General features: G+C 52.6%; 19 protein-coding genes. 11 read left to right on the top strand and 8 right to left on the bottom strand.

The genetic code is table 11. The annotated features are described in order from the left end of the window. Window positions 1-226: 226 nt before the first annotated feature. From WH299_RS09715 to WH299_RS09705, 3 genes are read left to right on the top strand one after another with little or no spacing between them, the layout of a single operon-like run. Window positions 227-3,511 (top strand): type I restriction endonuclease subunit R, encoded by a 3,285-nt coding sequence (locus WH299_RS09715; RefSeq protein ID WP_339550162.1) that lies wholly within the window; start codon window positions 227-229, stop codon window positions 3,509-3,511. A gap of 13 nt (window positions 3,512-3,524) precedes the next feature. Next, the gene (locus WH299_RS09710) at window positions 3,525-4,235 is read left to right on the top strand and encodes a YgjP family zinc-dependent metalloprotease (protein ID WP_339550161.1); all 711 of its coding nucleotides are present in this window, start codon (window positions 3,525-3,527) and stop codon (window positions 4,233-4,235) included. A 60-nt stretch (window positions 4,236-4,295) separates the two neighbouring features. Next, window positions 4,296-6,347, top strand: coding sequence for a DUF262 domain-containing protein (locus WH299_RS09705; RefSeq protein ID WP_339550160.1), 2,052 nt, complete (start codon window positions 4,296-4,298; stop codon window positions 6,345-6,347). Window positions 6,348-6,512: 165 nt separating this feature from the next. On the opposite strand, the gene WH299_RS09700 is transcribed toward WH299_RS09705, so the two are convergent. Beyond that, entirely contained in the window at window positions 6,513-7,298 is a 786-nt protein-coding gene (locus WH299_RS09700) for a hypothetical protein (protein WP_339550158.1), read from the bottom strand. A 193-nt stretch (window positions 7,299-7,491) separates the two neighbouring features. Between WH299_RS09700 and WH299_RS09695 the strand changes: the two genes are divergently transcribed. Beyond that, window positions 7,492-7,680 (top strand): hypothetical protein, encoded by a 189-nt coding sequence (locus tag WH299_RS09695; RefSeq protein WP_339550157.1) that lies wholly within the window; start codon window positions 7,492-7,494, stop codon window positions 7,678-7,680. 106 nt (window positions 7,681-7,786) lie between these two features. On the opposite strand, the gene WH299_RS09690 is transcribed toward WH299_RS09695, so the two are convergent. The 3 genes from WH299_RS09690 to WH299_RS09680 form a co-directional block, all read right to left on the bottom strand. After that, the gene (locus WH299_RS09690) at window positions 7,787-8,701 is read right to left on the bottom strand and encodes a DUF4868 domain-containing protein (RefSeq protein WP_339550156.1); all 915 of its coding nucleotides are present in this window, start codon (window positions 8,699-8,701) and stop codon (window positions 7,787-7,789) included. A 2-nt stretch (window positions 8,702-8,703) separates the two neighbouring features. Further along, on the bottom strand, window positions 8,704-9,285 hold the full coding sequence (locus tag WH299_RS09685) for a hypothetical protein (RefSeq protein ID WP_312405053.1): 582 nt from the start codon (window positions 9,283-9,285) through the stop codon (window positions 8,704-8,706). Between the two features lie 252 nt (window positions 9,286-9,537). Continuing rightward, window positions 9,538-10,467: a hypothetical protein gene (locus WH299_RS09680; RefSeq protein WP_339550154.1), complete on the bottom strand. Its 930-nt coding sequence runs from the start codon at window positions 10,465-10,467 to the stop codon at window positions 9,538-9,540. Between the two features lie 108 nt (window positions 10,468-10,575). Here WH299_RS09680 and WH299_RS09675 point away from each other — a divergent pair, with 108 nt between their 5' ends. From WH299_RS09675 to WH299_RS09645, 7 genes are all read left to right on the top strand, one after another. After that, on the top strand, window positions 10,576-11,292 hold the full coding sequence (locus WH299_RS09675; protein ID WP_339550152.1) for a hypothetical protein: 717 nt from the start codon (window positions 10,576-10,578) through the stop codon (window positions 11,290-11,292). Next, window positions 11,282-13,213: a Mu transposase C-terminal domain-containing protein gene (locus tag WH299_RS09670; RefSeq protein WP_339550150.1), complete on the top strand. Its 1,932-nt coding sequence runs from the start codon at window positions 11,282-11,284 to the stop codon at window positions 13,211-13,213. Before WH299_RS09675 ends, WH299_RS09670 begins: the two co-directional genes overlap by 11 nt. Next, entirely contained in the window at window positions 13,210-14,118 is a 909-nt protein-coding gene (locus tag WH299_RS09665; RefSeq protein ID WP_339550149.1) for a TniB family NTP-binding protein, read from the top strand. The genes WH299_RS09670 and WH299_RS09665 overlap by 4 nt, the downstream gene beginning before the upstream one ends. Before the next feature lie 12 nt (window positions 14,119-14,130). Then, a complete protein-coding gene (locus WH299_RS09660; protein ID WP_339550147.1) occupies window positions 14,131-16,053 on the top strand; it encodes a TniQ family protein in 1,923 nt (640 codons plus the stop codon). A gap of 85 nt (window positions 16,054-16,138) precedes the next feature. After that, on the top strand, window positions 16,139-16,537 hold the full coding sequence (locus WH299_RS09655; protein WP_339550146.1) for a DUF6957 family protein: 399 nt from the start codon (window positions 16,139-16,141) through the stop codon (window positions 16,535-16,537). A 46-nt stretch (window positions 16,538-16,583) separates the two neighbouring features. Further along, window positions 16,584-16,937 (top strand): hypothetical protein, encoded by a 354-nt coding sequence (locus WH299_RS09650; RefSeq protein ID WP_198864756.1) that lies wholly within the window; start codon window positions 16,584-16,586, stop codon window positions 16,935-16,937. A gap of 430 nt (window positions 16,938-17,367) precedes the next feature. After that, entirely contained in the window at window positions 17,368-19,743 is a 2,376-nt protein-coding gene (locus WH299_RS09645) for a TOTE conflict system archaeo-eukaryotic primase domain-containing protein (protein ID WP_339550187.1), read from the top strand. Between the two features lie 76 nt (window positions 19,744-19,819). Here the strand turns inward: WH299_RS09645 and WH299_RS09640 are convergent, their stop codons facing one another. The 4 genes from WH299_RS09640 to WH299_RS09625 form a co-directional block, all read right to left on the bottom strand. Beyond that, window positions 19,820-20,794, bottom strand: a complete 975-nt coding sequence (locus WH299_RS09640; RefSeq protein ID WP_198864755.1) for a plasmid partitioning protein RepB C-terminal domain-containing protein — start codon at window positions 20,792-20,794, stop codon at window positions 19,820-19,822. Then, window positions 20,794-21,699 (bottom strand): plasmid partitioning protein RepB C-terminal domain-containing protein, encoded by a 906-nt coding sequence (locus WH299_RS09635; protein WP_145317768.1) that lies wholly within the window; start codon window positions 21,697-21,699, stop codon window positions 20,794-20,796. The genes WH299_RS09640 and WH299_RS09635 overlap by 1 nt, the downstream gene beginning before the upstream one ends. Further along, window positions 21,696-23,267, bottom strand: coding sequence for a recombinase family protein (locus WH299_RS09630; RefSeq protein ID WP_269835488.1), 1,572 nt, complete (start codon window positions 23,265-23,267; stop codon window positions 21,696-21,698). Before WH299_RS09630 ends, WH299_RS09635 begins: the two co-directional genes overlap by 4 nt. 579 nt (window positions 23,268-23,846) lie before the next feature. Further along, on the bottom strand, window positions 23,847-24,569 hold the full coding sequence (locus tag WH299_RS09625) for a response regulator transcription factor (protein ID WP_028618590.1): 723 nt from the start codon (window positions 24,567-24,569) through the stop codon (window positions 23,847-23,849). Between the last annotated feature and the right edge of the window lie 218 nt (window positions 24,570-24,787).

Here is a 24,787-nt window from a genome sequence, read left to right as displayed (position 1 = left end):
GGGATGGCACCGTATACTGGCCTGCTTGCGTGAGGCAGAGGCGCAGCTTTGCGCAGGCGGGTTGGATGCCTGAAGCTATTCGCTGGATTGCCACGATCCACCATGAGCAGCCTCCCCCAAATAAACGCTATGGTTGCGGTAGTTGGTGTCATGTTTTGCGATGAGTCCAAGAATTTTGAAATTCGCATGCAGTTCGAGGGAAACCTCCAAGGAACAGGAGTAAGTAATGAGCCAGTCGCCGGAGAAAGTCGGGGTTGAGCTGCCTGCCATCAATTGGCTGATCAAGCTGGGCTACACCCATCTACCTGGCAACCAAGTGCAGGTTGAGCATCGTCACTTGGCACCGGTATTGGACAATGTGTTGCAGTCCCGACTGCTGATCCTCAACCCATGGCTGGCGAACGCGCCCGGCGGCGTCAGTGCCGCGCTGATTGAACTACGTAAACGTGTCAACGATGAGTTGTTGCCCGCCAACAGGGCGTTCTGGGAACAGGTGGTGCACCGTTCGGATATCCAGGTGAAGGACGTCGAGGGCAAGCCGCGCAGCGTGCGTTTCTTCGATGCCAGTGATGCCGCCAACAACGACTTCCATGTGGTTGATCAGTACGTGGGGCGGAATGCTGATGGGGATATTTTCCGTCCGGATATCCTGCTGTTCGTGAATGGCTTGCCGCTGGCCATCATCGAATGTAAAGCCAGCCATCACCGTCTGGATGAAGCCTTGGGGCAGCTGGATGGCTACCAAAGCACCTTTTCAACTCAGTTTGTATTCAACCAGGTATGCGTTGGACTTAATCGGCGTGAAGGGCTGTATGGTGCGATCTTTACCAGGCCTGCGTATTACGCTCGTTATCGGTTACAGACGCAGGAGACAGCCGCCGTTGCAGCCATATTAGGCGATGCTCCAAGTGAGCAGGAAAGAGTGTTGTGGGCATTGTTCGAGCCGAGCCGCTTCCTGCAACTAATCACACATTTTGTGCTGTTCGAAACCCGCGATGGCAAGACGGTAAAGAAGCTACCGCGTTATCAGCAATGGCGGGCCGTTTGCAAAACAGTGGATCGCCTGTGCGCGCCGAAACCCATGGGCGGGGTTGTTTGGCATACCCAGGGTAGTGGCAAGTCACTGACCATGGCCCTGCTCGCGCGCATGTTGCGTGCCGATAGCACGGGTTTGAACAACCCTACTGTCTTGGTACTGACCGACCGCAAAGACCTCGACAAACAGATCTTCGATACCTTCCATGCGGCGGGCATCAATGCCATTCAGGCCGTGTCGGTTAATGGCTTGCTGAAGATGTTGTCCAACGATTACGGCAGCGTCTTCACCAGTACGGTGCAGAAGTTCCAAGAGAACGAGCAGCCCAGCGAGCAGGCTGCTGAGATTCCTGACGAAGAAGATGATGCCCTGCACGCGACGCGGCACAGGCGGATTCGTGAGGAGAAGGACTTCTTCATTGTGCATGAGTGCAATGTCCGCCACCGGCAGTTGGATGAAAATGGCGTGCTGCTGAAGGCTAAGTGGGAAGAAATCAGCCGGGAGAAGGTGCATTTCCGGGTGCTGAGCACCAAGGCCAATTTCTATGTGCTGGTCGATGAAGCTCACCGTAGCCAGTACGACTTCCTCGCGGCATTTATGCGCGCCAGTTTGCCCAACGCCAAGTTCATCGCCTTTACCGGCACACCGTTGTTGCAAGAGGACAAACACACGCTAGGCGAGTTTGGTGGTGGTGAATATATCGATGAATACCGCTTGCATGAAGCGGTGGCGGATGGCGCAACCCTACCGATCAAATACCAGGATGCCTGGGTGGCGTTGTCGGCCAATGCTGGACTGGATGCCGCGTTCACGGAGCAGTTCGCCACCCAGAGCGAAGTTCGCCAGTACGAGTTAAAGCGCGAGCTGCTGCGCCGCTGGCGTCAGGCCGGTGACCGTATGGAGCAGGTCGCTGAACATCTGGTCGAGCACTTCCTCAGTAACGTAAAGGCCAAGGGCTTGAAGGCCATGCTGGTGTGCGATGGCCGCGATATGGCGGTGCGTTACAAGGATCTGCTCGATGCGATCATGGTCGAACGGGCGAACAAAGGGCTGCCAATATTTGACAGCAAGGTGGTTATTTCTCTGTCCAGCATCACCGCTTCCCGTACGGGTGCCTCTGCCATGGAAGAGGCAGCAGAGTACGAGATAGACGCCGACAAGATCCGAAGCATCGAGGAGCGGGTCAAAGCTGAGCTGAAAGCCGGAAAGATCCCGGTGGCCATGCCGTCCGAACAGATCGGCAACTTTGTCAGCAAGCTGTTCCCCCTGCCCTTCGGGGAAGAAAGTAATGGGCTTGATGGTAAGCCGCTGGCGAACAACGTTGGGCTGATCATCGTTTCCGACATGCTGTTGACCGGGTGGGATGCTCCCATTGTCGGCACCATGTACCTCGACAAGCCGCTTAAGGAACACACCCTGTTGCAGGCTATCGCACGGGTGAACCGCACCCTGTCCGGCAAGAATGCCGGTTACATCGTGGATTACCACGGGGTGGTCGAGCACCTAGACCATGCGCTGAAAATTTACGGCGGCGACGTGAAGCCTTCGCAGGTCTGGGAAGGTGTCGAAACCGAACTGCCAAAGCTGCAAGCCACGCTCGACCGCATACTCAAGCTGCTACCGAAAAAGCATGACCCGGTAGCGCAGCGTGAGGCGTATAAGGATGACGCCGAGCGCTTCCTGGATCCTGCCACCCGGCTGGACATGGTCGAGGAGTTCCTGGACTTGGTGAAGCAGTTCAACCGCTCTGTGGACATCATCCTGCCGGATGTGCGCGGCGTACCCTTCAAGCCCTACTTCACCCTGCTAGGTGAAATAAGACTGATGCTACGGGACAAGCTACCGGGTAATACCTACAAGGAGCGCATCACCAAGCTGGAGTCTGTACTGCTTCAGCAGCTGTTGGATGAGTACATTGCCGCCAGTCCAGCTAAGAGCCTGCTAGGCCATGAGGTATCGATTTTGGATGCCAGCGATATGGAGCGCTTAAAGAAGCTGGCGAGCCCCGGTAGTCGCGCCCTAGTGATGAAAAACCAGCTGAAGCAAATCATCGTCACCGGTAAGGACAAAGACCCTGCATTTTTCGACAAGCTGGCTGAGGAGTTGGAAAAGCTGCTGGAAGAGGAAAAGGCGGGTCGCATTACCCAGGCCAAGTTTCTGGAGCAACTGGAGCTGTTCATTCAGCGTATTCAGGACAAGGACAACACCGGTTTTAATAAGCCCGCGCATTCAGCGGTGTACCATTACCTTGCAGCGTTACTGGCTGATAACACGGCAAGAGTGGCAACGACCAAGCTGTTCGAGGATGAAATGCTGAATCGTGCTTTGGCTACTGAAAACTGGAAAAAAATGCCGGATACGCACCCTGACTTTAGAGATCATCTGCGGGGGGTGTTGATGCCTCTGGCGGGTTGGGAGCGCTCAGTAGCGCGTGATCACGCCAAGCGAATTTTCGAAATCTTGCTGAAAAACTAACGCGGCGTTGACCATGCCAGTATTGAATTACGGCCAAACGACTATCGAGTGGTACTTCCAGCTCGATGCCAAGCTTAAGCGGCACTACGTGACAGTGGAACGGGGACGACCTGTTTTGCTGCGCGGGCCGCAGGTGGATGAGCCTGAACAAGAGGCTTTGGTGTTGCGTCGTGCGCGCTGGATTCGCGAAACGCTGGCTCGGGTGAATCAGCCCCTGGCTAGCGAGCCCATCGTGACGGGTAGCCGCCTGCGCTATGCCGGACGCACCTACTTCACCGAAGTCAGGAATGCGCCGGATATTCTCAAGCCCCGACTGACCTTCACCGCATCACGCTTTATTGTGGATAACCCTGATGGTGCGAGCATCCATCCCGATGTCTTGATGCCATTGCTGGAGCGTTTCTACCGGGAACGTGCTCAGGAGAAGCTGATGGTACGTGTCCGTCACTGGCAGCGAGAAACTGGTCTTCAAGCCACTGGTGCTCGTATCCGTCATTTCCAAAGCCGCTGGGCCAGCTGCGATGCGAACAACGCTCTGGAGTTTCATCCCCGCGTGATGGAGCTACCAGCCAGTGTGCAGGACTACGTTATCGTCCATGAGCTGTGCCATACAGTGGAAAAGAACCATACCAAGGCATTCTGGGGGCTGGTGGCTAGTCATATGCCTGATTGGCAGAGGCATCATCAGGTGTTGGAGAGGGCGGTGTTTGGGGATGCGGTTTGATCTTCAGAGCAGCCCAAAGACTACTGAAATGCCGATTTTCAGTACAGACAAGGATTTAGGATGCAACCCAATAAAACCACGGTTACCGGCCTATTTAGTACCCCCCATCAGTACCAGATTCCCATTTTTCAACGGGGTTATGTATGGACTTTGGAGAAGCAGGTTGGCCCGCTGTGGACTGACATCCAAGACCGGGCTGATGCTGTACTGGAGCAACAATCGCTGACATCAACTGGCACCACGGCGGCACTGAGGCCATTACAGAAGCACTTTCTAGGGTCGATTGTGATGACACCGGTGCCGAACAGTTTCGGCAGAGCGCCAGCCTTCGAGGTGATTGATGGTCAGCAGCGTTCCACCACCTTACAACTCCTGTTACTGGCCTTTCGCCAGGCAGCATGTGAACTGATAGAAAGCCCCATTCCACAAATGCTCGATGGCTTGGTACGTAATCCAGGCCCATACCAGAGGACAGAAGATCATTACAAGGTCTGGCCAACCCAAGCTGGACAAGACGAGATGCGCCGTCTGAGTGATACCACCACTTCCATTCAGGACGTCGGAGCGGAATACCCGGTACGTAATGGACGCACTCGAATTGAGCGGCCCTTGATGGTGCAGACCTACTTATACCTCTACCACGCTTGTCTTGCCTACATGCGGGGAATTGACCTCACAGATGTTGTCGACCCTGCTACCGAACCCACGTTCGGCGATACGCTGATCTCGGATATACGTCGCAGTAATGAAGTTTCGCCTTTGCAAGCCCACACGCCGCTAGGGCCGGAGCGCGCTCAGGCACTTTATATGGCATTAGCCGATCATGTGCAGGTCATGACCCTGACGCTGGAAGTGGAGGATGACCCTCAGGTCATCTTCGAAACACTCAATGCGCGTGGTGAACCACTGCTGGCGTCTGACCTGGTACGTAATTTCGTTTTTCTTGAAGCTGCCCGCCAGGGGAAGCCTGTACCGCAACTATATGAACGGTACTGGAGCCCTTTTGATCTTGTTGCGACCACCGGCAAGGGCGTTTCGGCAAATGCCTACTGGCGAGAAAAGGAGCGTCAGGGCCGCTTGACCTATCCGCGCATTGATTTGTTCTTCTACAACTACGCTACCTTGCGTAGCCAGGAAATTACCCTCGCCAGTCATGTATTTCAGTCATACAAAGCATGGTGGCAAAAGCAGCCACGCGATCTTGAAGTAGAGTTGGCGCGACTTGTTGCGTCCAGCCATCACTTTCAGGAGTTGGTATCACCGGAGGGCACTGGGTACTTGGCTGAGTTTGCACGCTTGGTTAAATCACTGGACGTGGGTACGGTCACCCCGGTTTACCTCGCACTGCGTGAGCAACTGGGAACCGACAGCGTTGAGCTGAAACAGGCCCTCGGCGACTTGGCCTCCTATCTGACGCGACGCGCGGTATGTGGATTGACCACCAAGGGCTACAACCGCTTTTTCATGCGTGTGCTGCAAGCGGTGACGGGGGGTGTCGAGGCCCCTCATACAGCCCTGCGCAAAATACTTTTGGCGGCGACGGCCCCGAGCGAGGTCTGGCCGGATGACACCCTGTTTAGCGACAAGTGGTGTCATCGTCCGGTTTATAAGGAACTTCGGCCCGTTAAAACGTGCGGTGTCCTGCGGGCGCTGGAATACGCCGCTCGTGGCACTCAGCAGGGCAGTAATCATGTGCCAGTCCAGTCTGACTTGACTGTCGAACATGTGATGCCGCAGAGCTGGGAAAAGTTACCTACATACCAAATAGCAGAGATGACCGAGCCACAGCGTCAGCTTAGAGAGGCAGTAGTTCATGGTTTTGGGAACCTGACGTTGCTTACCCAGCCGCTGAACAGCTCAATCAGCAATGGCCCCTTTGCCGACACTCATAATGCTTGCTGTGAGCCGGTTCTGGGTAAACGATCTCGACTGGGTCAAAGCGCCCTGCTGCTGAATACCTATTTTCATCAGACAGCGCTCGTAGCTTGGGATGACGATGCCGTTGCCAGGCGTTCTGAGTCCCTACTGAAAGCAGCATTACTTGTGTGGCCGAAACCTGTAGACGGCTGTGCCGCCCCCGTTTCGGTAGCATCGGCGATCTCAGGGAACTGACTATGACTTTCTCGCTGGTACGTGAAACCAGAACCTAGGTTGCTGGTATAGCGCAGGGGACGATGCTGGTAACCGCCATTGGTTAAGTGGTTGCCAGCAGTTGGCCAGGAATGGGCTCTGATTGACCATAATCGCCAATTACGCGCAGCTCAAATCGTAGGGAGGTTAGGAATGTCCCTGACGTTCCTGAGCCTTGCGAAAGGCTAAGGCCATGGTCGTGGTCGCTGCAGCCTGCTCAGTCGGTTTCTTCGGCTCACGCTGGACGTTGGGCCGGCGTGGACTGGATATCTTAATCAACGAGGCAGTTCGCTTATCTGCAGGGATGGGTTTCGCCGACTCAGCCATTGTACTTCGCCCATCTCTCGCTTGAGCAAGCAGGCTGTACACGTCGAGGGTGACTGGCGAGCCCTGCGGGAGCAGAATCGACAGCAGAAAGTGACCGTCGCTTATGGCTTTAATCTGCGCCAGGTTATGCTCGGACAGCACCTGATGATGTTGATGGTGCGCCACGACCCGCCGCAGGTAGAGGGAAAGGTGCTGTCCCTGACGAGTTCCGGTCAGCTTGAGGTAGCTTTTGTCGATGCCTGTGACCGCTTCGATAATGAACGGTTGCCAGCCGGCGCTCTGCCAAGCATAGGTGGTTGGCTCACCTGTGGCAGGAGCTTTACCTGGTCGGCTGCTAGTGTCGGTGCAGGGATGTTTAGGCCAAGGCGGGCCCAACTCGTCGAAGAAAACTCGGCCACCCCTGGCCGATTGATAAAAGAACACCGCCGCCCCGCACACTGGGCAGCTGGCGTTGGGATTGACGTAGCTGTGGTAGGTATTGGTAAATGAAATGAACCAGCCGCTGGGGGCCAATGGCGCGCTAAAGGTATTGATGGATCGCCCCATATGTCCATCACCGCCCCAACCACAACTGCAGTTTTTAGGATGATTCCAGGCATTACACATCAGCACCTCCTTGTGGTCGCGAATGGCGGTATTTTCCTAGTCACGCTCAGCTTTTCAATCGGCTACTATTCAAGGGGCGTAGGCTGCTTGTATAGCACTCGACTGTTCTGGTGGAATCCTAGTAACTGACGACCGGTGTGTCGCCGAGGGCTGGCAATGCTACGTTGAATGAAATCGTACGGAGGGTCTCAGTATGGGCTGGTTCAGAAAACCTCGACAACTCACCTACTGGGAGCGCCGTGAACAAGCGTTCATTGATGCCGCCAAAAAACTTAAAACCTTGCACGTTACGCCGGAAGGCGCGATGTACATCGATCCAGAAGAGCTTCGTGAGCAAATTATTGCTTCTCGAGAAAAACTAAAGCAATTCGTCGTTAAGTAGAAGGAAAAGTAAGCGGCGCGCCAGTCGGTTTCCGCCCTCCGAATTTTAGCGCCGCCAGTGGACAGGCTGGTATTTACTAAGTGGTGCTCCTGGATCTCTCGTAGGGTTAAATTTGTACGGCATCAGGTACGTCGTAAATATTACTCGTGACTTCACTCATCAGACGGTGATCCAATAGGACTTGTAGAATTGTAGGTGCTGTTAAGTTGCAGACAACAATCTTGCCGTTGACTTGATCAAAATTCATTCCCCAGTTCCTAAGCGTATTAACCTGTTTTAAGCTGTTTATAAAGCCAGGATTGGAATAAAGAGATTTTTGCTCAATCGTGGCCATGCGTCGTAATTGCGTGGAGTTAGTTCCTATGTACTCTACAAGGGGGGTGATGTCAGAAAATAAATTTGAGAAATCAGCGTTAGTTTGCAAAACCGTGAAGGCTTGTTTGTAAGCTTCTTTGTACTGCATTAATGATTCGAATGCGCGCTTAGAGGTGATAAGCAAGGTGTCCACTGAACAGTAAAAGTCAAAGTTTTTTTCTATAGTGAAACCATTGTCCTCAGCAGCTGAGAGCTCACCATTACTGAAAATCATATTGATGAATTTATTGGGGTATGACGTTTTCCATGAAGCGGTCGAGCGCTTTACAGCATAGATCGTCTGCCCATTATGAGAAAATTTGACTACGTAACCTTGAGCACCCTTTAGTTCTTCGACCGAGGTTACCGCGCACTCAGGCTCGGGGCGATCCACCTGCAATTTTAGTAGCGAAAAATTGGTTGCGAGAGCCGGGGCAGTTAAACAACTATTTTCATTAGTTTGAGCAAGGTAAGAGTATTGCGCGAACTCGGTCGTACGATTTGCTTCTCGGATAAGCACATTTTTAAGAAGGAGGTTTACTTTGGCATCTGTTTGAACGTAAGCAGTGTTGAATTTTCGATCTGTGGTGCTTTTCTTAAATATCCACAGGTGCACGGTAGAGTCGGTATAGTTAAAGTTTTTGAAACTGTCAAAGTGCGCTTTCATGGCTACTCCTTGCAGATATAGAAATCTTGAATAGTTTGTGCTTTATAATGCCCTGGAGGGAAAGAATCTTTTTTCAAGATCTTCACCACTCGCGTCACACCATTGATTTTGATATTGGCCTCGTAGAGATTCCACCCGAAAATCAGCAGGAGGGGATTCATGATTATTTGTCCAGATTTATAGGTGATGGCAAACATCCACAAAAGAAATATGAAAAATCCTAACAACTTTTCTGGCTCTGAATAGCTAATGCCCATAAACGAAACGACATAAGGAAATGTATAGTTGATAATTTCATTGGGCACTGCTTTAACGGAAACTACTTCAATGCAGTGGGGGAAGCTAATTCGTTTGAATAGCTCACTTGCTAAAGCGGCAGAGCTTATTGTTAATATAATGAATGCTATTGCTAGTATCGGATTTTTAAATGGGTTGATCGCACAGGTCAATGCCACAAGTTCTCTAGGCGCGCAAAAAGAGCGAGACCACCAGTCGAATGGAATATTTTGGATCGCGAGAATTATCGCCAGTGGCGTATAAGAGCCGATAAATATTAGGAATGCAGAGATCAGTCTAAATTGCAAAATAGCACCTCCCAGTTAAGGTGCTTAGTGCTTCTTCAAAATTACTTTGAGCTTTTCCTTGCTCCACCATTCGTGATTTCCCTTTAGCGAATGGCTAAAAGCTATCACGGCCTGCTTCCATACGCCCGCAATTTGTGACAGAAGGCAGGCAGTTGCCCATACCATTTGGTGGAAGTCAGGACGGCTGTAAAAAATATCGTGGCCGTTTCAGTCTGCCTGTGGTGCCCATCGGTAATCGCGCTGGCCGAACAATTAGGCTTTTTTGGAGGTTTCATTGCTGACGGGACGGAATGAGCCACTTGCGCGCCGTTTACTTGGCAGGCTAAAACCCTCCCAGCCTAATGGGTCTGACCATCCGAAAAGCTCCCGCTCAACCGTTTTTCCTAGATTATGGAATGGCTCAATCAGCGATGCTTCTTCGTTGAGGGTGCCCAAGAAAAGCCATTTTCTAAAAGAATTCATACTATGCGCATAAAAAGCGAGTTCGTGAACAAGGGACGAGCCATGAGGAAATACGTACCATACTTTTTCAAAATACGTTCGAGCCAAGCTAGCCAGCTTGAGCAAGTCTGCGGCAGCTCTCTCCTCTTTTCGCGAAGTATCTCCCACCCTTATAAATATGGCTGCCTTGGGGTGCCCATCCACTTGGATCATGAAGAACTGATTGAATAAATCAGAATGAACGGCCTTTATCATTTCTCCTTCGGGATAACCGAAAAAGTCTGGCCCCGATATCTCCAGCAACTCGCCGCACCGACGTTCGTGCTCGGCGACTCGGGAGCGAGCGCGGGCACGACTGGTGGTGGTGGGCGTGCCCACGCTTTTCGCATGACCTTCTGTAATATTGCGAAGGTCGAGCAAAGTCTGTTGGTTAGCGAGCGTGCTTTGCACAAGTGACAAAGCTACTTCACTCTTGAGCTGGTGTAGTCGTTCAAGCTGTTCAATGTGAGCGTAACCGCAGCCCACCTGTTCAGAGGAACATGGCCCTGCAATACGATCCAGGAAATTGCCGGCTTTCAGCATTCGCGAAACGACCTTGGCGTCGTACCCCTGCTCGTCTGCGAGTTTTCGGATCAGCAGGTTGATGCTGTCGTTTCCCTGGTAGGCATCCAATTGCGCCTGCACATTTTTGTATAGCGTGTACCAGTGTTGGCGTGCCTGCCTACCCATTTCAATCCCCAAGCTAACCGTGTAGTCCAGATGTGTCCTTTGAGTACACATCACCAAATCTTGACAGTTTATCGACCTCGGGCTATACCTAACAGCTCAATTATTTGGTGAAGTGTACCAATGAAGTCTGACAGTAAAAGCCATGCTTTCAGCCGAGACGTTGCAAAACGGGTCAGGCGTTCGCGCAGGGCATATGTCATGTGCTCGGCAAAAAATGGCAATGTCGAAATCCGAGTGGAGTCTCGGCTTGAGCAATCCGTTGCTCAGGTGTTCGAGCTGGATCCCCGAGTTCGCTCCTACCGGGCACAACCGTTCACACTCGATTTATCAACGGGTGATCTGTTATCAGAGAAGCACCTGATCAAACCTCAGGGCACGATGTATTACACGCCTGATTTTTCTGTCCTCCTGGACGAGCTACAGGTTGTCGTGGAAGTAAAACCTCGTCTTTTTGTGGAGGAGCAAACTGAGTTCCTGAGGTTGGTGAGAAGTGCCCTGCTGAGTAAAGGCATGCGCTTCATCGTTCTTTCTGAAGATGACTTTAAGGGTCACTACCTCAGAAATGTTCAGCTGTTCATACCCTATTTAACACAAGCATCGGCTGCTCTCTCGCAGTGGGCCGCTCCTTTGCAAGCACTTACTCCCGACCGCCTCAAAGGCCCTGTCCGCCAAATCCTGGATACAGGCTTACCGGCGAACTACCAGCTCGCAGCGGGGGTGCTACTCGGGGTTGTCAAATTTGACCTTGAGATACACCAGTTCGAGCTGATGGATTTTGAAATTGCGCCTGCATTTGGCTCGTTGGAAGCCTTTGAGGTGATTCGTTATGAACTCTAATTTAGAGGCAGGGCAAGCTGTCGTATGGCAGGACACCTGCTACGTTATCAAGGCCATCAAGCCACTGTTGGGGGACATCGTTCTCGAGGCGAAGGGTGGTGTTGAGCGCGCTGTCGATATTCGAGCCTTTTATAATCAGGTCGCCTCTGGTGACATTGCATTGCCTGGTCGGAAAGTCGAGGCTACAAAGCGCTCTTGGTCTAAAACCGAGCAAGAGGAAGCCGACTTTCGTCAGAAACTGATCGAGCTCCTAGTATCACTTGACGCCCAATCTCTGGATGATCAAGCCTGCAATGAGCGTGTGGATGCATTTTGTTTACTCCACCAGCACAAAAGGCCTTCGAACAAAAGCATCCAGAATTACCGGCGCAAATTCAAATGTCATGGGTACGAAGGACTTATCCCAAATTTCAGTCGCCGGGGCGGTTCCGGGTGGGCGAAAAAATCCGGAGCAAAGGAGGTCGCGGAACGTGTCCTGATTCAGACGTTCATGAAAGACGATAAAGTGAATCTGTCGTCCGTGACGACGATGATCAATCAAGAGCTGAAAGACCTCTGCCAAGAGTCAGGGGCTGAAGAGCAGATTGATCGAAAGACGATCAGTCGTCTTCTCCAGAAATTGCCCAGCTCTTTGGTGAAAGAGGGGCGCCTTGATCCTCGCACGTTCAATCTTTGGAATCGTCAGGCTGTCCGGCGTTATGACGTGAAGCAGCCCTTCGAGCGTGTTGAAATCGACGCTAAGACATTGGATGTGTATTGCCGCGACGAATTCGGTAACCGCTATACCGAGCTGACCATGTACGCCATGGTTTGTGCACATGCTTCATACCCTGTCGCCGTGTATGTTAGCGGCGGTAAGCCAAGCGAATACACCTTGTTGAAAGTGTTCGAGTTCTTTCTGGCGCCGAAAGACCAGGCGTTCAAAGACCGTTTCGGCATCGTAACGGACTGGGTGCAGCCTTGCGGCATTTCCACAGTGGTTCTCGACAATGCGTCAGAGAATTTTTCCGACCTATCTTTGGGCATCGTACGGCGCTTGGGGATTCAGATCGAGTACGCCCGGATTGCCCGAGGCGACGACAAGCCGCACGTGGAGTCATTCTTCAAGGCATCCGACGACGGTGTTTTCACCAAAATGCCGGGTGCTAAGCAGAGCCAGGACAAACGAATCAAAAATCGTCATGCCAAGGCCGAGGCTGAGGCCTGTTACTCAATCGAAGAGATCTACCGGCACATCGTGACATTCGTTGCCGACGTCTACATCCACCGTCCAAATCAGAAGCTTGGCTTTCGATATGGCAAGCCCATGACCCCCAAAATGGCGATGGATGAGGCCTTGTCTAATTTCCTGCCAGTGCCGCCACCCTCCCTCGATCAACTGAAGAAGTTGCTTCTTGAGGTGAACAGGGATACTCGCCAGCTTCAACACTACGGCGTCGACTTTGAAGGCTTTCAATTCCATAGCCAAGCTATGGCCGCATTGGCGCGCGAGCGTGCCATCAGCACCATCGACATCTTGTACAACCCCGAAGATTGCACCGCGATCTTTGCTGTGCATCCTGACGATGGCAGCCTGATCCGACTTCACAATAAAACCGTCGGTATTCCAGAGGTGTCATTCGTGGTGGCCAAGATGTTGAAGAAGGCTTATTCGGGTGGCAACGCTGAGATGAATGGACACGACTATCAGCGCGTGTATGCCCGAATGCTCGCCCAGTTCACGGCTGACAGCCAGCGGCGTCCAAAAATCAAGGCTAACAACAAGGCATTGCGTGAGCGCGAAAAAGTCTCGGAGAAGGCCGAAATAGCAGGCCAGCTCGAAAAGTACACCTCCCAACCACTAGATGCTTTCGTATCGCCAAAGGCGGACGACTCCAGTGAGGATGATTTTGAACCCGCGCCGCGCAGGGCACAACCATGAACCAAGTGATGAACCCTTTAGTCTGTCATCACCGTTTTAACGTCGTACAGACTGAAATTGAATGCGCCTTGGCGCGCACGGAGAGCGGTGATCCACAGATCCTGCCCATCGTCGGGCCCACCCGCGTCGGCAAGTCGAAGTTGTTGGCAAGTATCATCGCTAGCCATACAACCAGTGAACCTTTGGGACACCGCAAAATTATCTATGTGGTAAGTCCCAAACATCTCACCGGGCGGGCTTTGCCGGATGCCTGTTTGGTCAGCATCGGCATGAGTACCGCGCTGTTCAGGAACCATGTGTTGGCGACCGATGCCTTCATCAAAGCGGTCAACAAGCAGTCGACGCGGCTGCTCATTTTCGACGAGACGCAACACATGCTGGAGCGCAGTGGACGCACGACAGTGCGTGCGGCTGCTGACTTCATCAAGCTGATTTTTGATCAGACGCGAGCCAGCATCGTGCTGGCGGGACTACCGACCCTGCTCGGGCTGTTCAAGGAAAATGAACAATTGGCTGATCGAGCCCTGAGCCCCATCGAATACTACCCATATCAATGGCAGGGCACGGATTACAAGCATTTCCGCAGCGCGCTGGGCAGCGCACTGGAGCACCTGTCTGAGAATGGCTGGGACACGTTTGCGTTTAATGATGCGGAGTTTGCTCGCCGCATGTACTTGGCCTCTGCAGGTCGGTATGGGCTGATCCACAAGCTTTTCGGCGAGGTGCAACTGGTTGGGCAAGCCGACAAGGTAGCAGGCTATGAAGCGTTTACTTTGGCCTATCAACGCGCCGTGATGGGTCGGCTGATCGACTTCAATCCCTTCGACATTCAGCAACCTGTCTTGGTTGAACACATGGCCTTGGTTTATGCGAAGGTCATGCAAGAAGCCGGCGTGCGCATCTAAGGGGAAAAAACAATGCTGGCGTTCATACCAAACGATGACATATCTGACGAAAGCCTCAACGGCTATCTGTTGAGACTGACGGAGGAGAACTTTCTTGGGTCTACCCATGCCCTTTTGCGACCGCCCGGTGTACGGCTAAAAAGCCGTTACACCGATGGGGAGCGGTCTGCCATAGCGCAGTACCATGGGCTAGATGCGCAACGGCTTGATCGTTTGGCAGCGTTTCCTGCTGTAGAAGGATCGATGGCTGCTGGGTTATTCCTGAGAAAGCTTGTCCCCGTCTGTCCGGAGTGCCTGCAGCTATCAGGTCATATCCGCCAGGCGTGGCATCATCAGCTATTTACGGCCTGTCCGCTGCATCAGGTACTGCTCATCGCCGAGTGCCCGGCATGTGAATCGTCGTTGGAATTAAATCGGGGTGCCGTGTCTCAATGCGGTTGCGGATGCGATCTGTCACTAGCGACCGCGCTGCCAGCCGATGCCGCCAACCTCCTGATTTCATCGATCCTCCTGCGCACCGGTGAGAATCAGCAGGTGCTTTCAGGTTTGAACCATGCGCCGGGTGTCCCGCAGGACATCGACAGATTCCTGCTGTTTCTCGCCAATCTGACCTTGAAGGTGCCACACAGGAAAAATGTGGCCATTGATTTTAAACGTGCTGTTGAGATCAATCAGGCTTGTTATGTGATGGCTCAGGATTTATTGACTGGATTTCGGACATTTGTGCTAGCAAAGGTACAGGCTGCGAACCAGGCAGACTCCAGGCAATTCATTCGTCATTTGGGGGCTTGGTACAGAGAGCTGAACGCCTCGTTCAACTCCGCAGCTTACGCACCCTTACGGGCCATCGTTACCGATATCATCCTCGGCCATGCCCATACTCCGATCAACCGAAAAATGAAGTATATCGGCGCAGAGCTATTGGGCTTAAAGGCTACGTTTACCGCTAATGAAGCTGCCCGTTTGCTTGGTTCTTCGCCCGACCGAATCATGTCGTACGTGAAGACTGGCCAGTTGCCTGGGAAGGTCATACAGGGGGCGTTGGTCGACTTCTGCCTAATCGACCGCTCAGCAGTTGAGGCGCTCCAGCAGGCTGCAGAAGGTCTCGTCACCAGCAAGGATTTGCTCCGTATCCTCAACATCACTCGTCGGGTGCGCGCGCGCCTACTGGAATCGGGAACCTTAAATCGAGTGCCGGAAAGCGACAGACCCCTGTTCGCTAAAGGGGAATTTCTAAAGAAGGATGTCCAACGCCTGATCGACGTGCTCGCCGAAGCGCCGGTGCCTGTGGTTTGCCACACAACCCTCGGGATTGAAGACATCAGCGCTAAGCGCTTCTCCTACCACCAAGCCTGTGAAGTCTATCGGCTGATTTTCACTGGTCAGATCAAGCCAGTATCAAGAACTCTTGAAGTACAGGGGTTAGCAGCCTTTGGATTCGATCAGGAAGAAATCCTGGGGCATCTGCGACAAGACTCTGCCTTGTTTGAGCTGACCATTACGGATCTCACCAAGATGACTCGCTGGAAGCACGAGAACATCAAAGCCTGGGTGGAACAAGGTCATTTGGGGGCCCGCGTTGAGTCCTTGGGCAGAAGCCGCAGGGTGTTCATTTCGGTAGTGGATCTGCTGATGTTTCTCTCCACGCACATTGTGGTCGCAGAAGTTGCCGAGCGCTTGGGCAGTAAGTCAGTACACCTAACCAACTCTTTGGCAAGTAAAGGCGCCATGGTAAGGGGCGGCCACGTGACGTCTGAAGGTACTCAGCGCGGTGCCTTGATATCGACAGATGCCCTGATCAAATTAGCGTTGGGGCGTCCTGCCGGCGACAGTCCTCGAAAAGCTAACGGCGCGAGTATGGGGACGAAAACTCGTTGTTTGACTATGGCGGATCTCGCGGACGGGTTGTTCGGGGCGGAGAATCGGCCCGGCTAAGGTAGTCGTGCCACCAGATCGAATGCTTAACGTATGCGCCTGGCAGGGCGTCGACGATGCACATGCTCAGCGGAGGTTACCGGTCATGAAAAACTTGGATGCGATCACAGAGCTGTTGTATGGCGAGGGCATTTCGATGCTCGGCCACAATGTTTCCGATGAAGAAGCCATAGCACTCGCCCAGCTGCGTTTCGGTCATGCGCCGTATTGTTTAGTCAGGCAATGGATCTGGATTGATCTGTTGATGCCGCCATCACTATTGGAAGCGCTGGAGCGTGATGCTCGTCTCCCCGTCATGATCTATGCGCACGAGGTGGTCATGGACAGCCAAGGACGGCTGAAGCCGGGAGACTGGGTGCGTACTACTCCAATGGTGTCGTTCTCGGATGGTTTCTGCTTTCAGACCCGCAACACCGCGTATTTTCTGCTGGGCCCTGGCACTCGTAAATCAGCAGAGTTGGCGACAGTGGTAAAGGTGTTCTAGACCGGGCCTTGCCTGGCCTACCCACCTCATTGGCAGGGAATCTGACATGACAACCTCAACAGGTTTCGGTGAGCTCCGGCTCGCGGCGGCAGAGCGGCATTTCAGCGGTATGGCAGTGACCGCCTTCCTGACAGAAGTCGAGATTGTGGCGTGTTCTGCGGTCGGTGTGGTGCATAAGCATACTCGTGCAGGTGCAGGACGGTTTGAAGACGGGCATCGCATTCGCACCTCTGATATCCACCTGATGGCGCACAGGAGCCCTTACTGGATACTCCTTACCGCCAGCGGCAGTTGCTATGTAATCGTCACGTTCAAAGGTAACAATGGTCGGCAGTCACTTAACGACTTTTTGAAGGTACTGACCGGTGGCTTTTACCCCACCCCCAGGCACTTACAATAGGAACCGCGCTGGCGAAAACAGGCGATCATTAGCACTCACCACCTTGCACCAGCCTGTGCAGACAAGAGTGGAGTAATCTTTCTCGCCCGAAGCGGGAGCATTTGGCCCAAGTTCGTTTGTCGACAGCGGACTCGAACAGCATTGTGCAGTGCGTATACCAGAGGTTAAATCCTGCTTTATTCAGCGTAACCCTGTGAGTCGTCCCCAAATTTTCGTCGACGCGTGCCCTGCGTTATGGATGCTGCGCACGTGGTAGATTACTTTTCTAGGGGCGCTATTTAGCGGAGCGATTTGGCTGGCAGAGATAGCTCGTTGCGACTGGCTTGTCATACCCTGTCGAGAATGGGCCGAGGGCTACTGAAGCTTTTGATACACGTTGTAGTCCTGACACTGAGACATTGTGGTTTGTACAGGTATGAAAATCGACTCCATGACTGACTCTGATCTCCTGGTAGAGCTCCAGGCAGAAAATGCTCGATTGATTGCATTGCTGGAGGCCAACGCTATTGAATGGCGACTGCCAGCAGCGGTGCCTGCCACACCTGTTTCTGTAGTCGAGCTACCCACACAGAGTCTTGGAACCAAGGCGAAACTGAAGCTGTTTCAGCGCTTGTTTCTAGGACGTACTGATGTATTCCCCCAGCGCTGGAAGAGTAAAGCCGGAAAGGCAGGGTATTCGCCAGCTTGTGCGAATGAATGGCGTCCGGGTGTTTGTCAGAAGCCCAAAATCAAGTGTGGAGAGTGCAGCCACCGTCAATTAGTGCCGTTGGATGAACAGGTGCTGTATCGGCACCTGGCGGGCGAGATAGTCGCAGGCGTTTACCCCTTACTCACCGACGACACATGTAACTTCCTTGCTGTTGATTTCGACGAGGCCGACTGGCGCGATGACTTGCTAGGTTTCGCCCAGTCCTGTCGAGAGCTGGATGTACCCGTGGCTTTGGAAATCTCGCGCTCCGGTAATGGAGCTCATGCTTGGGTATTCTTTGCGAGGGCTGTCACAGCTCAGGACGCCCGGCGACTGGGCACGGCGATCATTAGTCATACCTGCGCTCGAACTCGACAGCTGAAGCTGAGTTCGTATGACCGACTTTTCCCGAACCAGGACAGGATGCCGAAAGGTGGTTTTGGCAACTTGATTGCGCTGCCTTTGCAGAAGAAAGCTCGCGAGTACGGATGCAGTGTCTTTGTTGACGACGAACTTAAACCGTATGTTGATCAATGGGCATTCCTGGCCAGCATCCAGCCTATGGCCGTGGAGGATATTGATCCGGCCATCGTATGTGCGACGGGCCACGCTCATCCTTTGGATGTAACGTTCGTTGCTGAGGAGGACGAGCAAGAGCCTTGGAAGAACCCAAGTGAACAAAGACTATCTTGCCCAATGCCAGCATCTTTAACGGTTACATTGGCAAACCTGATTTACTTTGAAAAAGAAGGATTGCCCCAGGCGTTGGCTAATCGGTTGGTCAGGCTGGCTGCGTTTCAGAATCCAGAATTCTACAAGGCACAGGCGATGCGTCTGTCGGTTTGGAACAAGCCCCGCATCATCGGTTGTGCAGATAACTTCCCCAAGCACATCGCCCTACCCCGTGGCTGCCTAGATGTCGTGTTAGAGCTTTTGAAGGAAAACGGCATTGCTCCGATCATTGAGGATGAGCGTTTTGGTGGCGAGCCCATCAACCTGAACTTCGTCGGTGCATTGCGGGAGGATCAGGAGGCTGCTGTAACGGCGATGCTACAACATGATGCTGGTATCCTTTGTGCCCCGACAGCTTTCGGTAAAACCGTGGCCGCTGCTGCATTGATCGCGCGTCGCGGTGTGAATACGCTCGTGCTTGTGCATCGAACGGATCTGCTTCGCCAGTGGCAAGAGCGACTGCAGGCGTTCCTTAGTCTCGGTAAAGGTGTAGTCGGCACCATCGGCGGCGGAAAAGCCAAGCCTACGGGGATTATTGATATAGCCGTAATGCAGTCCCTATCGAGGCAGGGTCAAGTTAGCGAACAGGTGAAAAACTACGGGCAGGTCATAGTTGATGAATGCCATCATTTATCGGCATTTTCGTTTGAAGCAATCCTGAAAAATGTTCGGGCAAAGTATGTACTTGGGCTAACAGCTACACCGGTACGCCGTGATGGTCAGCACCCCATCATATTTATGCAGTGTGGGCCGATTCGACATACGGCGAGCAGGCCAACCAGTGCTCCTGATGATTTGATGGTGGAAACTCTGCTGTTAGCAGCTCCGATCAACCTACCCGAGGGAGCTGGTATTCAAGATGTATTCCGGCACCTTGCTGAGAATATTGAACGCACAGAGCGGGTCACGCTTGAAGTCGAAAAGGCGTTCAATCAAGGACGTAAAGTGCTGGTGCTGACAGAGCGCACTGATCACCTGAGCGTCATCGAGGCGGCACTCGTTGGTCGTGTGCAGAATCTATTTACCTTGCATGGACGTATGTCGAAAAAGCAGCGCATAGCCCTGACAGATGAGTTGGCCGCCCTACCACCGGATGTTCCTCGAGTGCTATTGGCCACTGGCAAGCTCATAGGTGAGGGATTTGACCATCCGCCATTGGATACTTTGGTGCTTGCAATGCCCATTTCTTGGAAAGGCACACTGCAGCAGTACGCAGGGCGTTTGCATCGAGAGCATGCGAGTAAATCCAATGTGCGCATAATCGAGTTTATCGATGCCGGGCATCCAGCGTTGATGCGGATGTGGGAAAAGCGCCAAAGCGGGTATCGAGCGATGGGTTATCGTCTTGAAGACCGTTCGAGTTCAATGGATCTGTTTCAAGCTTGAGTGGTCAGGTTTGTCGCGCCAGATCAGCGGTTCAACCTCGACATATAAATTCCCACCGTCGCTTGATCACGTGAAATTATTCTTGTGCCTCGACAGCCGGCTCCAGTTGGGCAGCATCTGATTCGTGAATTCCCCAAGGTAGCTCGGTCAACTCGGCGATGGATTGGAACTCTTTCAGGAACTCAGGTTGGTGCCTAGCCAGCCACCGAACGACAGCAGCGTTGGCAAGAAGCTTGGCCAGGTAGCCTTTAATGACAGTGAGATGTAGGACATCAGGCCCGTAGTCTTCTTCCACTGTTTTGATCTGCATCTGCAGTGCGGCAAGCTCGCGCTCAAGGCGAGCGATTGATTCGGCAGAGATCTGTTGATCAGGTTGGTTTTTTCTCGGTACTGCCAACTGGTCTGAAGGTGTGGCAGCCAAAAGTGCTTTAGCGAGCAGTACAGAAAGATTTCTATTCCCAATCATCAATTCAGCCGCTTCAATTTGCCTCAGTGGTTTCATCTGCCGCAGGAGGTTGAAAACATTCGCTGGGCAGTCCGTATCACCCAGAAGCGAAATCGCCTCAGCGCAAATGCCATTCAGCAGCCGAAATTTTTGCTTGATGGTCTGCGGTGATAATCCAAGCGCTTTGCCAAGCCGCTCCGCAGAGACTCCACGCTCCATTGCCCGCACTATCATTTTGTTGCTTTGAACGGCAGATATTCTGTTGGTACGTTTGTTATAAGAGTAGGTGTCGTCGTCGGTTGCCACGAGGCAGTCGACTTCCAACTCTCCTAGGTCTTTCAGCGCCTCAATGCGTAGATGGCCATCTAGCAGAAAGTAATGTCCACCACGTCCAGGTACTGGTGTTACAGCGGGTGGTTCGACCAGGCCGACGTCCTGGATTGATGCTAAAATTTGCTGGTATTTGAGGCTTTCTTTTACCGCAGGCCTTGAGATTTTCAGGGGCAGAATATTGGCCACTTCGACTCGAACGCACTCATCCAAAAAGGCATTTTTCGGAAGGTGGGTCGGCTGAGCGTGAGTAGGCTCAAGTCTTTGGTCAGACATCACAACTGCCCTCCATTCTGAAGCCGAGTCTGTATCAGCTTTGGCATCAAATTCAGATGCTCTGCAGAGAGTAGCTTTTCGAAGTCACTGACGGATAAGAGCTCTTTAATCGCTTGAATGGCGAAAACAACCCGGTCGTGGGTAAAGGCTGCCTTTTTTACCATTAAGCGCTGTCGTTCGGCCTCCCGTTCGAATAGTCGTCTCAAGTCTGCGGGCGTCAGTCTTTTCTTTTTATTCTGGCTGACACCTAATGAGCTCCCCCGCACAAATTTGTCTTTCTTGGCTCGGAGCTCTAAAAGGTGTCGCAGCTTTGTTATTTTCTTTCCTCTTATTCCACGCTCGTAGGCATCAGTGAGCAAATTTTGGATGTCGCTTTCACTGCTTCGGGCGATGTCGGTTGCCATGCTTAAAGGGATTAAACCGGTTTCGACAGCTGACAGGAGTTTTTCTTCACCGCGCTCCAGCAGCCCAACAATCATACTGACCCATGATGCGGTGCTGCCAATTACTATTGCGATCTCTGCGTCTGTCTTGCCCCTTTCCTTCAAGCGTCCAACCTCGTTCATGAGATCTATCGGGCGATGCTGCCTTCGAGCTACGTTCTCTACTAAACTCATTACAAGGCAATCTTCTTCGACAGCATCAATCACAAACGCTGGAATCTCTGTGGCCTCCAGTGCTAGGAACGCCTCTAGACGGCCTTGTCCGCACACAAGGTCATAGTTGAGCGCGCCTTGCGGCGAGGCTTTTCGACTTAATGTGATGGGGCGTTTGAGGCCCACCGTTTTGATATTTTCGATGAGCTCGCGGTGAACCTTCTTATTCCTCGTTCGAGGGTTCAGGATATGAATTTGTGCTATAGGAATTAGTGCGACACGTTCGCGTGAAGTTGATGGGACGGTCATCGGCAAGCCTCCTTCAGGGAGCAACGGGCAGCAAGCCCATCAAGAACATCCAGCGTTGTGAAGCGGTAGCTGTCGATTAAAGGGCTATTTTCCTCGGCCATTTTTTGTGGCCATGCCCCCATATCTATACTGGGAACCAGGTAATAGTCCCGCACCTGAAGATTTGCGTGCTCCATGCGGACAGCAATCGTGATGTCAGGCGCCAGGCTGTTGTCGAATCTGAGCTTCCAGCGAAGAGTCCCTGTAGGTGTCGCCTGGCAGCGCGCTATGACCACGGACGCCGTCCACTCACCGTTAACGGTCAGTAGGTCATTGTCAGCATTGGGCTCGACTTGGGCTCCGACTTGCTTCAGGTGTTTGACAACATCTTCAAGAACCTTCGGATGCAGCTGTCTTATGGAGCGATTGATCTCCAAATATCGATAGTCTCTGTCGGGTGTATAACCGATGAGTGTGTAGGCACGTAAAAGCCCGCCGAATCTGCTTACATAGGTAGTGCTAGACGGCATGTTGTCCTGCTCATCGATGAGCATTCCGGACAGTAAACCCGCCCGGTTCAATAGAGTACGAAGCAGTTCCAACATTTGCGCATCGTCCAGGCGATGTGAGCGCTGCAAGATTATTTCGCGAACGACCGCAAACACCTCTAGCGAGACAATTCCCTGGAATGCTCCATCACAGCGAACCCACCTGTCGGGTGGGTTGCGACTGATGCGTTTACGTAGCTTGGAGGACGTTTTGTTGTAGACATTGTTACCGATGTATTTTTCGTTGGTCAGCACTTGGTGGACGCTACCCCGGCTCCAAGGACGGTTAAAGTCGGTGATCAGTCCTTCAGCGTTCAGTGCGTTGGCGATCTCACGTTCGTTCATTTTGTCGTGGACGAATTGATGGTAGATGCGCTGAACCACCTCAATTTCCGCCTCGGGCCCAGGAATCAAAATGACCCTGTCGGTCTGGATGCTCTTCTGCTGGCCCCTTGATAGTTCTGCCTTGAATTCGTTTTTCTCGTCGATCAATGCACGACGTAATCCATATCCTGCTGGCCCACCTTGGTGAAAACCCTTTTCGACCAGGCGGCACTGACCAGCGAAAACTTTTTGGGATAGCTCTCGGCTGTACTCCCCTGCCATAGATCGTTTGATGCCTTTGTAAATTGTTGCCAAAGGCGAACCGTCGTTTTCGAATGGCTCTGCGCAATACACAACCTTGATGCCTGAGCTAGTGCAAAGATACTCATAGTGGGCGCTTTCGTCCGTGTTCTGAAAGCGTCCCCAGCGACTGACGTCATAGACAAGAATGACCTGGAATTGGGTATGTCCGGTCTGGACGTCGTCTAGCAGCCTGCGCAGAGCATCACGACCGCCGATGTCCAGGCCGCTTTTCCCTTCGTCTCGGTAAGTTGTAATGATTTCCATGCCATGGCTCATTGCGTATGCATGGATGGCTGCTGATTGGTTTTCGGTGGAGTACCGTTGGTGATCAGTGGACATGCGAACGTACTCTGCAGCTGGTATCAAGCTATCAGAGCGGTCTGTTGAGTTTGTCCGTATGGATGGAGAGGGCAATAGGCCTCCTCTAGACCAGAGAAGGCTGGCCCATTCGATTCAGCCTAGCGATGCTTTATTACGTGATGGTGACGGAGCAGGAGTATCTACCCAGACTGAGCAGCGGCTCCTCTTCTATGCTTTCGGCGAGCTTAGAGGATCATGGATCAGTTGACATGGCTGTATTTATGTACAGTCATAGGTTGGAGGTGGGTGTCAGGGCTGGCAGTTAAAAGTTGCCAAAATAGACTGGTATTAACTTACTAAGACGTACTTGAATAAGTGAGTTATATAGTTTAATTTATATTCTCTTTTGACAAATTGTCAATTAACCGAATTTTAAAATCGTTGTTCATTTCCATGGCGTCTAACTTTGGCCGAAAATAGGTTTCCGCACTTTAACTTCTTCCAATAGGAAGATTAACTTTGCCCAAACGTGCCGTATACCTCTGATATTTCAATCTGTCAAAGTCGGTTAACTTTGCCCACCTACATCCCGGTAAGCCCGTCAGATTAAAAAGGCCAACGTTTAGACGTTGGCCTTTTTTATTGGGTAAAAATCACTGGTTTTGAAAATGCTCCACGTGGAACATCAACGGATCAGGCTTGGGACGCCGCTGCGACACTTTCCAAGCGGTAGCCATATCCATAGATGGTCAGCAACTGCCAACCCCGATCCGCGGTCAGCCCGAGCTTGTTTCTTAGCCGGTAGATATGCGTATCCAGCGGCCGCGAGGACACCATTTCTTCATGGGTCCAGAACCGCTCGTAGAGGTACTCGCGAGAAAGGGGGCGTGCCAGGTTGGCAAACAGGCAGCTAGCCAAACGGTACTCACGCTCCGTGAGGTTGATCGGTTTGCCCGCGCGGGTCACGGTCAATTCAGCATCATCAAAGGTCAAGTCATTAAAACTCTGCACTTCGTGGGTGGCAGACTTTTGCAGTCCATGCCGACGCAGAACCGCCGTGACCCGTGCTTTCAATTCATTAGGACGGAAAGGTTTGCTGACGTAATCATCGGCGCCACTGTTGAGCGCGGTGACGATGTCGCTCTCGGCATCACGGCTGGTGAGCATGATGACGGCGGGCGGCGACTCCATGTGTTCGCGGGTCCAGCGCAGCAACGCGATCCCGGTGATATCCGGCAATTGCCAGTCGAGTATCAGCAGGTCGAAGGTTTCCCGGCGCAGTTGGCGGAGCAGGTCTTCGCCACGTTCAAAGCAATGCAGGGACCAAGGCTGTTCTGCGGTACTGGGGATTTGTCGCAGTGTCTGTTCCACCCGGCGCAGTTCGGCGGGTTCGTCATCCAGTATTGCGACACGCATGGGTGGGTCCTTTCATTTGAAGAGTGCGGCAGCCGTCGGCCGGTTTTTGAATCTGAAGAATTGTGCGCAGATTCATCGACCCCTCGGATCTCTCTATACGCTGGGATCAATGAGCGGTTGACCCATTGAAAGTCCTCGATACCAATGTGGGAAAGATACCGGCTCCTGACCCTAAGGAAAAGGATCAGCCGACGCATGTGCTGCCGTAAACTCCTGTG

This window comes from Pseudomonas sp. MYb541 (genome assembly GCF_037479595.1).
Taxonomy (GTDB): Bacteria; Pseudomonadota; Gammaproteobacteria; order Pseudomonadales; family Pseudomonadaceae; genus Aquipseudomonas; species Aquipseudomonas canadensis.
Note: the sequence above shows the minus strand (reverse complement) of the source record. Positions and strands in the feature narration are given on the sequence as shown.

What these genes read in the sequence shown, in the direction of transcription:
- WH299_RS09650 (WP_198864756.1), top strand. Translation starts at nt 16,584, where the DNA reads ATGACAACCTCAACAGGTTTCGGTGAGCTCCGGCTCGCGGCGGCAGAG.
- WH299_RS09715 (WP_339550162.1), top strand. Translation starts at nt 227, where the DNA reads ATGAGCCAGTCGCCGGAGAAAGTCGGGGTTGAGCTGCCTGCCATCAAT.
- WH299_RS09695 (WP_339550157.1), top strand. Translation starts at nt 7,492, where the DNA reads ATGGGCTGGTTCAGAAAACCTCGACAACTCACCTACTGGGAGCGCCGT.
- WH299_RS09710 (WP_339550161.1), top strand. Translation starts at nt 3,525, where the DNA reads ATGCCAGTATTGAATTACGGCCAAACGACTATCGAGTGGTACTTCCAG.
- WH299_RS09645 (WP_339550187.1), top strand. Translation starts at nt 17,368, where the DNA reads ATGACTGACTCTGATCTCCTGGTAGAGCTCCAGGCAGAAAATGCTCGA.
- WH299_RS09660 (WP_339550147.1), top strand. Translation starts at nt 14,131, where the DNA reads ATGCTGGCGTTCATACCAAACGATGACATATCTGACGAAAGCCTCAAC.
- WH299_RS09635 (WP_145317768.1), bottom strand. Translation starts at nt 21,699, where the DNA reads ATGACCGTCCCATCAACTTCACGCGAACGTGTCGCACTAATTCCTATA.
- WH299_RS09670 (WP_339550150.1), top strand. Translation starts at nt 11,282, where the DNA reads ATGAACTCTAATTTAGAGGCAGGGCAAGCTGTCGTATGGCAGGACACC.
- WH299_RS09655 (WP_339550146.1), top strand. Translation starts at nt 16,139, where the DNA reads ATGAAAAACTTGGATGCGATCACAGAGCTGTTGTATGGCGAGGGCATT.
- WH299_RS09675 (WP_339550152.1), top strand. Translation starts at nt 10,576, where the DNA reads ATGAAGTCTGACAGTAAAAGCCATGCTTTCAGCCGAGACGTTGCAAAA.
- WH299_RS09690 (WP_339550156.1), bottom strand. Translation starts at nt 8,701, where the DNA reads ATGAAAGCGCACTTTGACAGTTTCAAAAACTTTAACTATACCGACTCT.
- WH299_RS09665 (WP_339550149.1), top strand. Translation starts at nt 13,210, where the DNA reads ATGAACCAAGTGATGAACCCTTTAGTCTGTCATCACCGTTTTAACGTC.
- WH299_RS09625 (WP_028618590.1), bottom strand. Translation starts at nt 24,569, where the DNA reads ATGCGTGTCGCAATACTGGATGACGAACCCGCCGAACTGCGCCGGGTG.
- WH299_RS09700 (WP_339550158.1), bottom strand. Translation starts at nt 7,298, where the DNA reads ATGTGTAATGCCTGGAATCATCCTAAAAACTGCAGTTGTGGTTGGGGC.
- WH299_RS09705 (WP_339550160.1), top strand. Translation starts at nt 4,296, where the DNA reads ATGCAACCCAATAAAACCACGGTTACCGGCCTATTTAGTACCCCCCAT.
- WH299_RS09640 (WP_198864755.1), bottom strand. Translation starts at nt 20,794, where the DNA reads ATGTCTGACCAAAGACTTGAGCCTACTCACGCTCAGCCGACCCACCTT.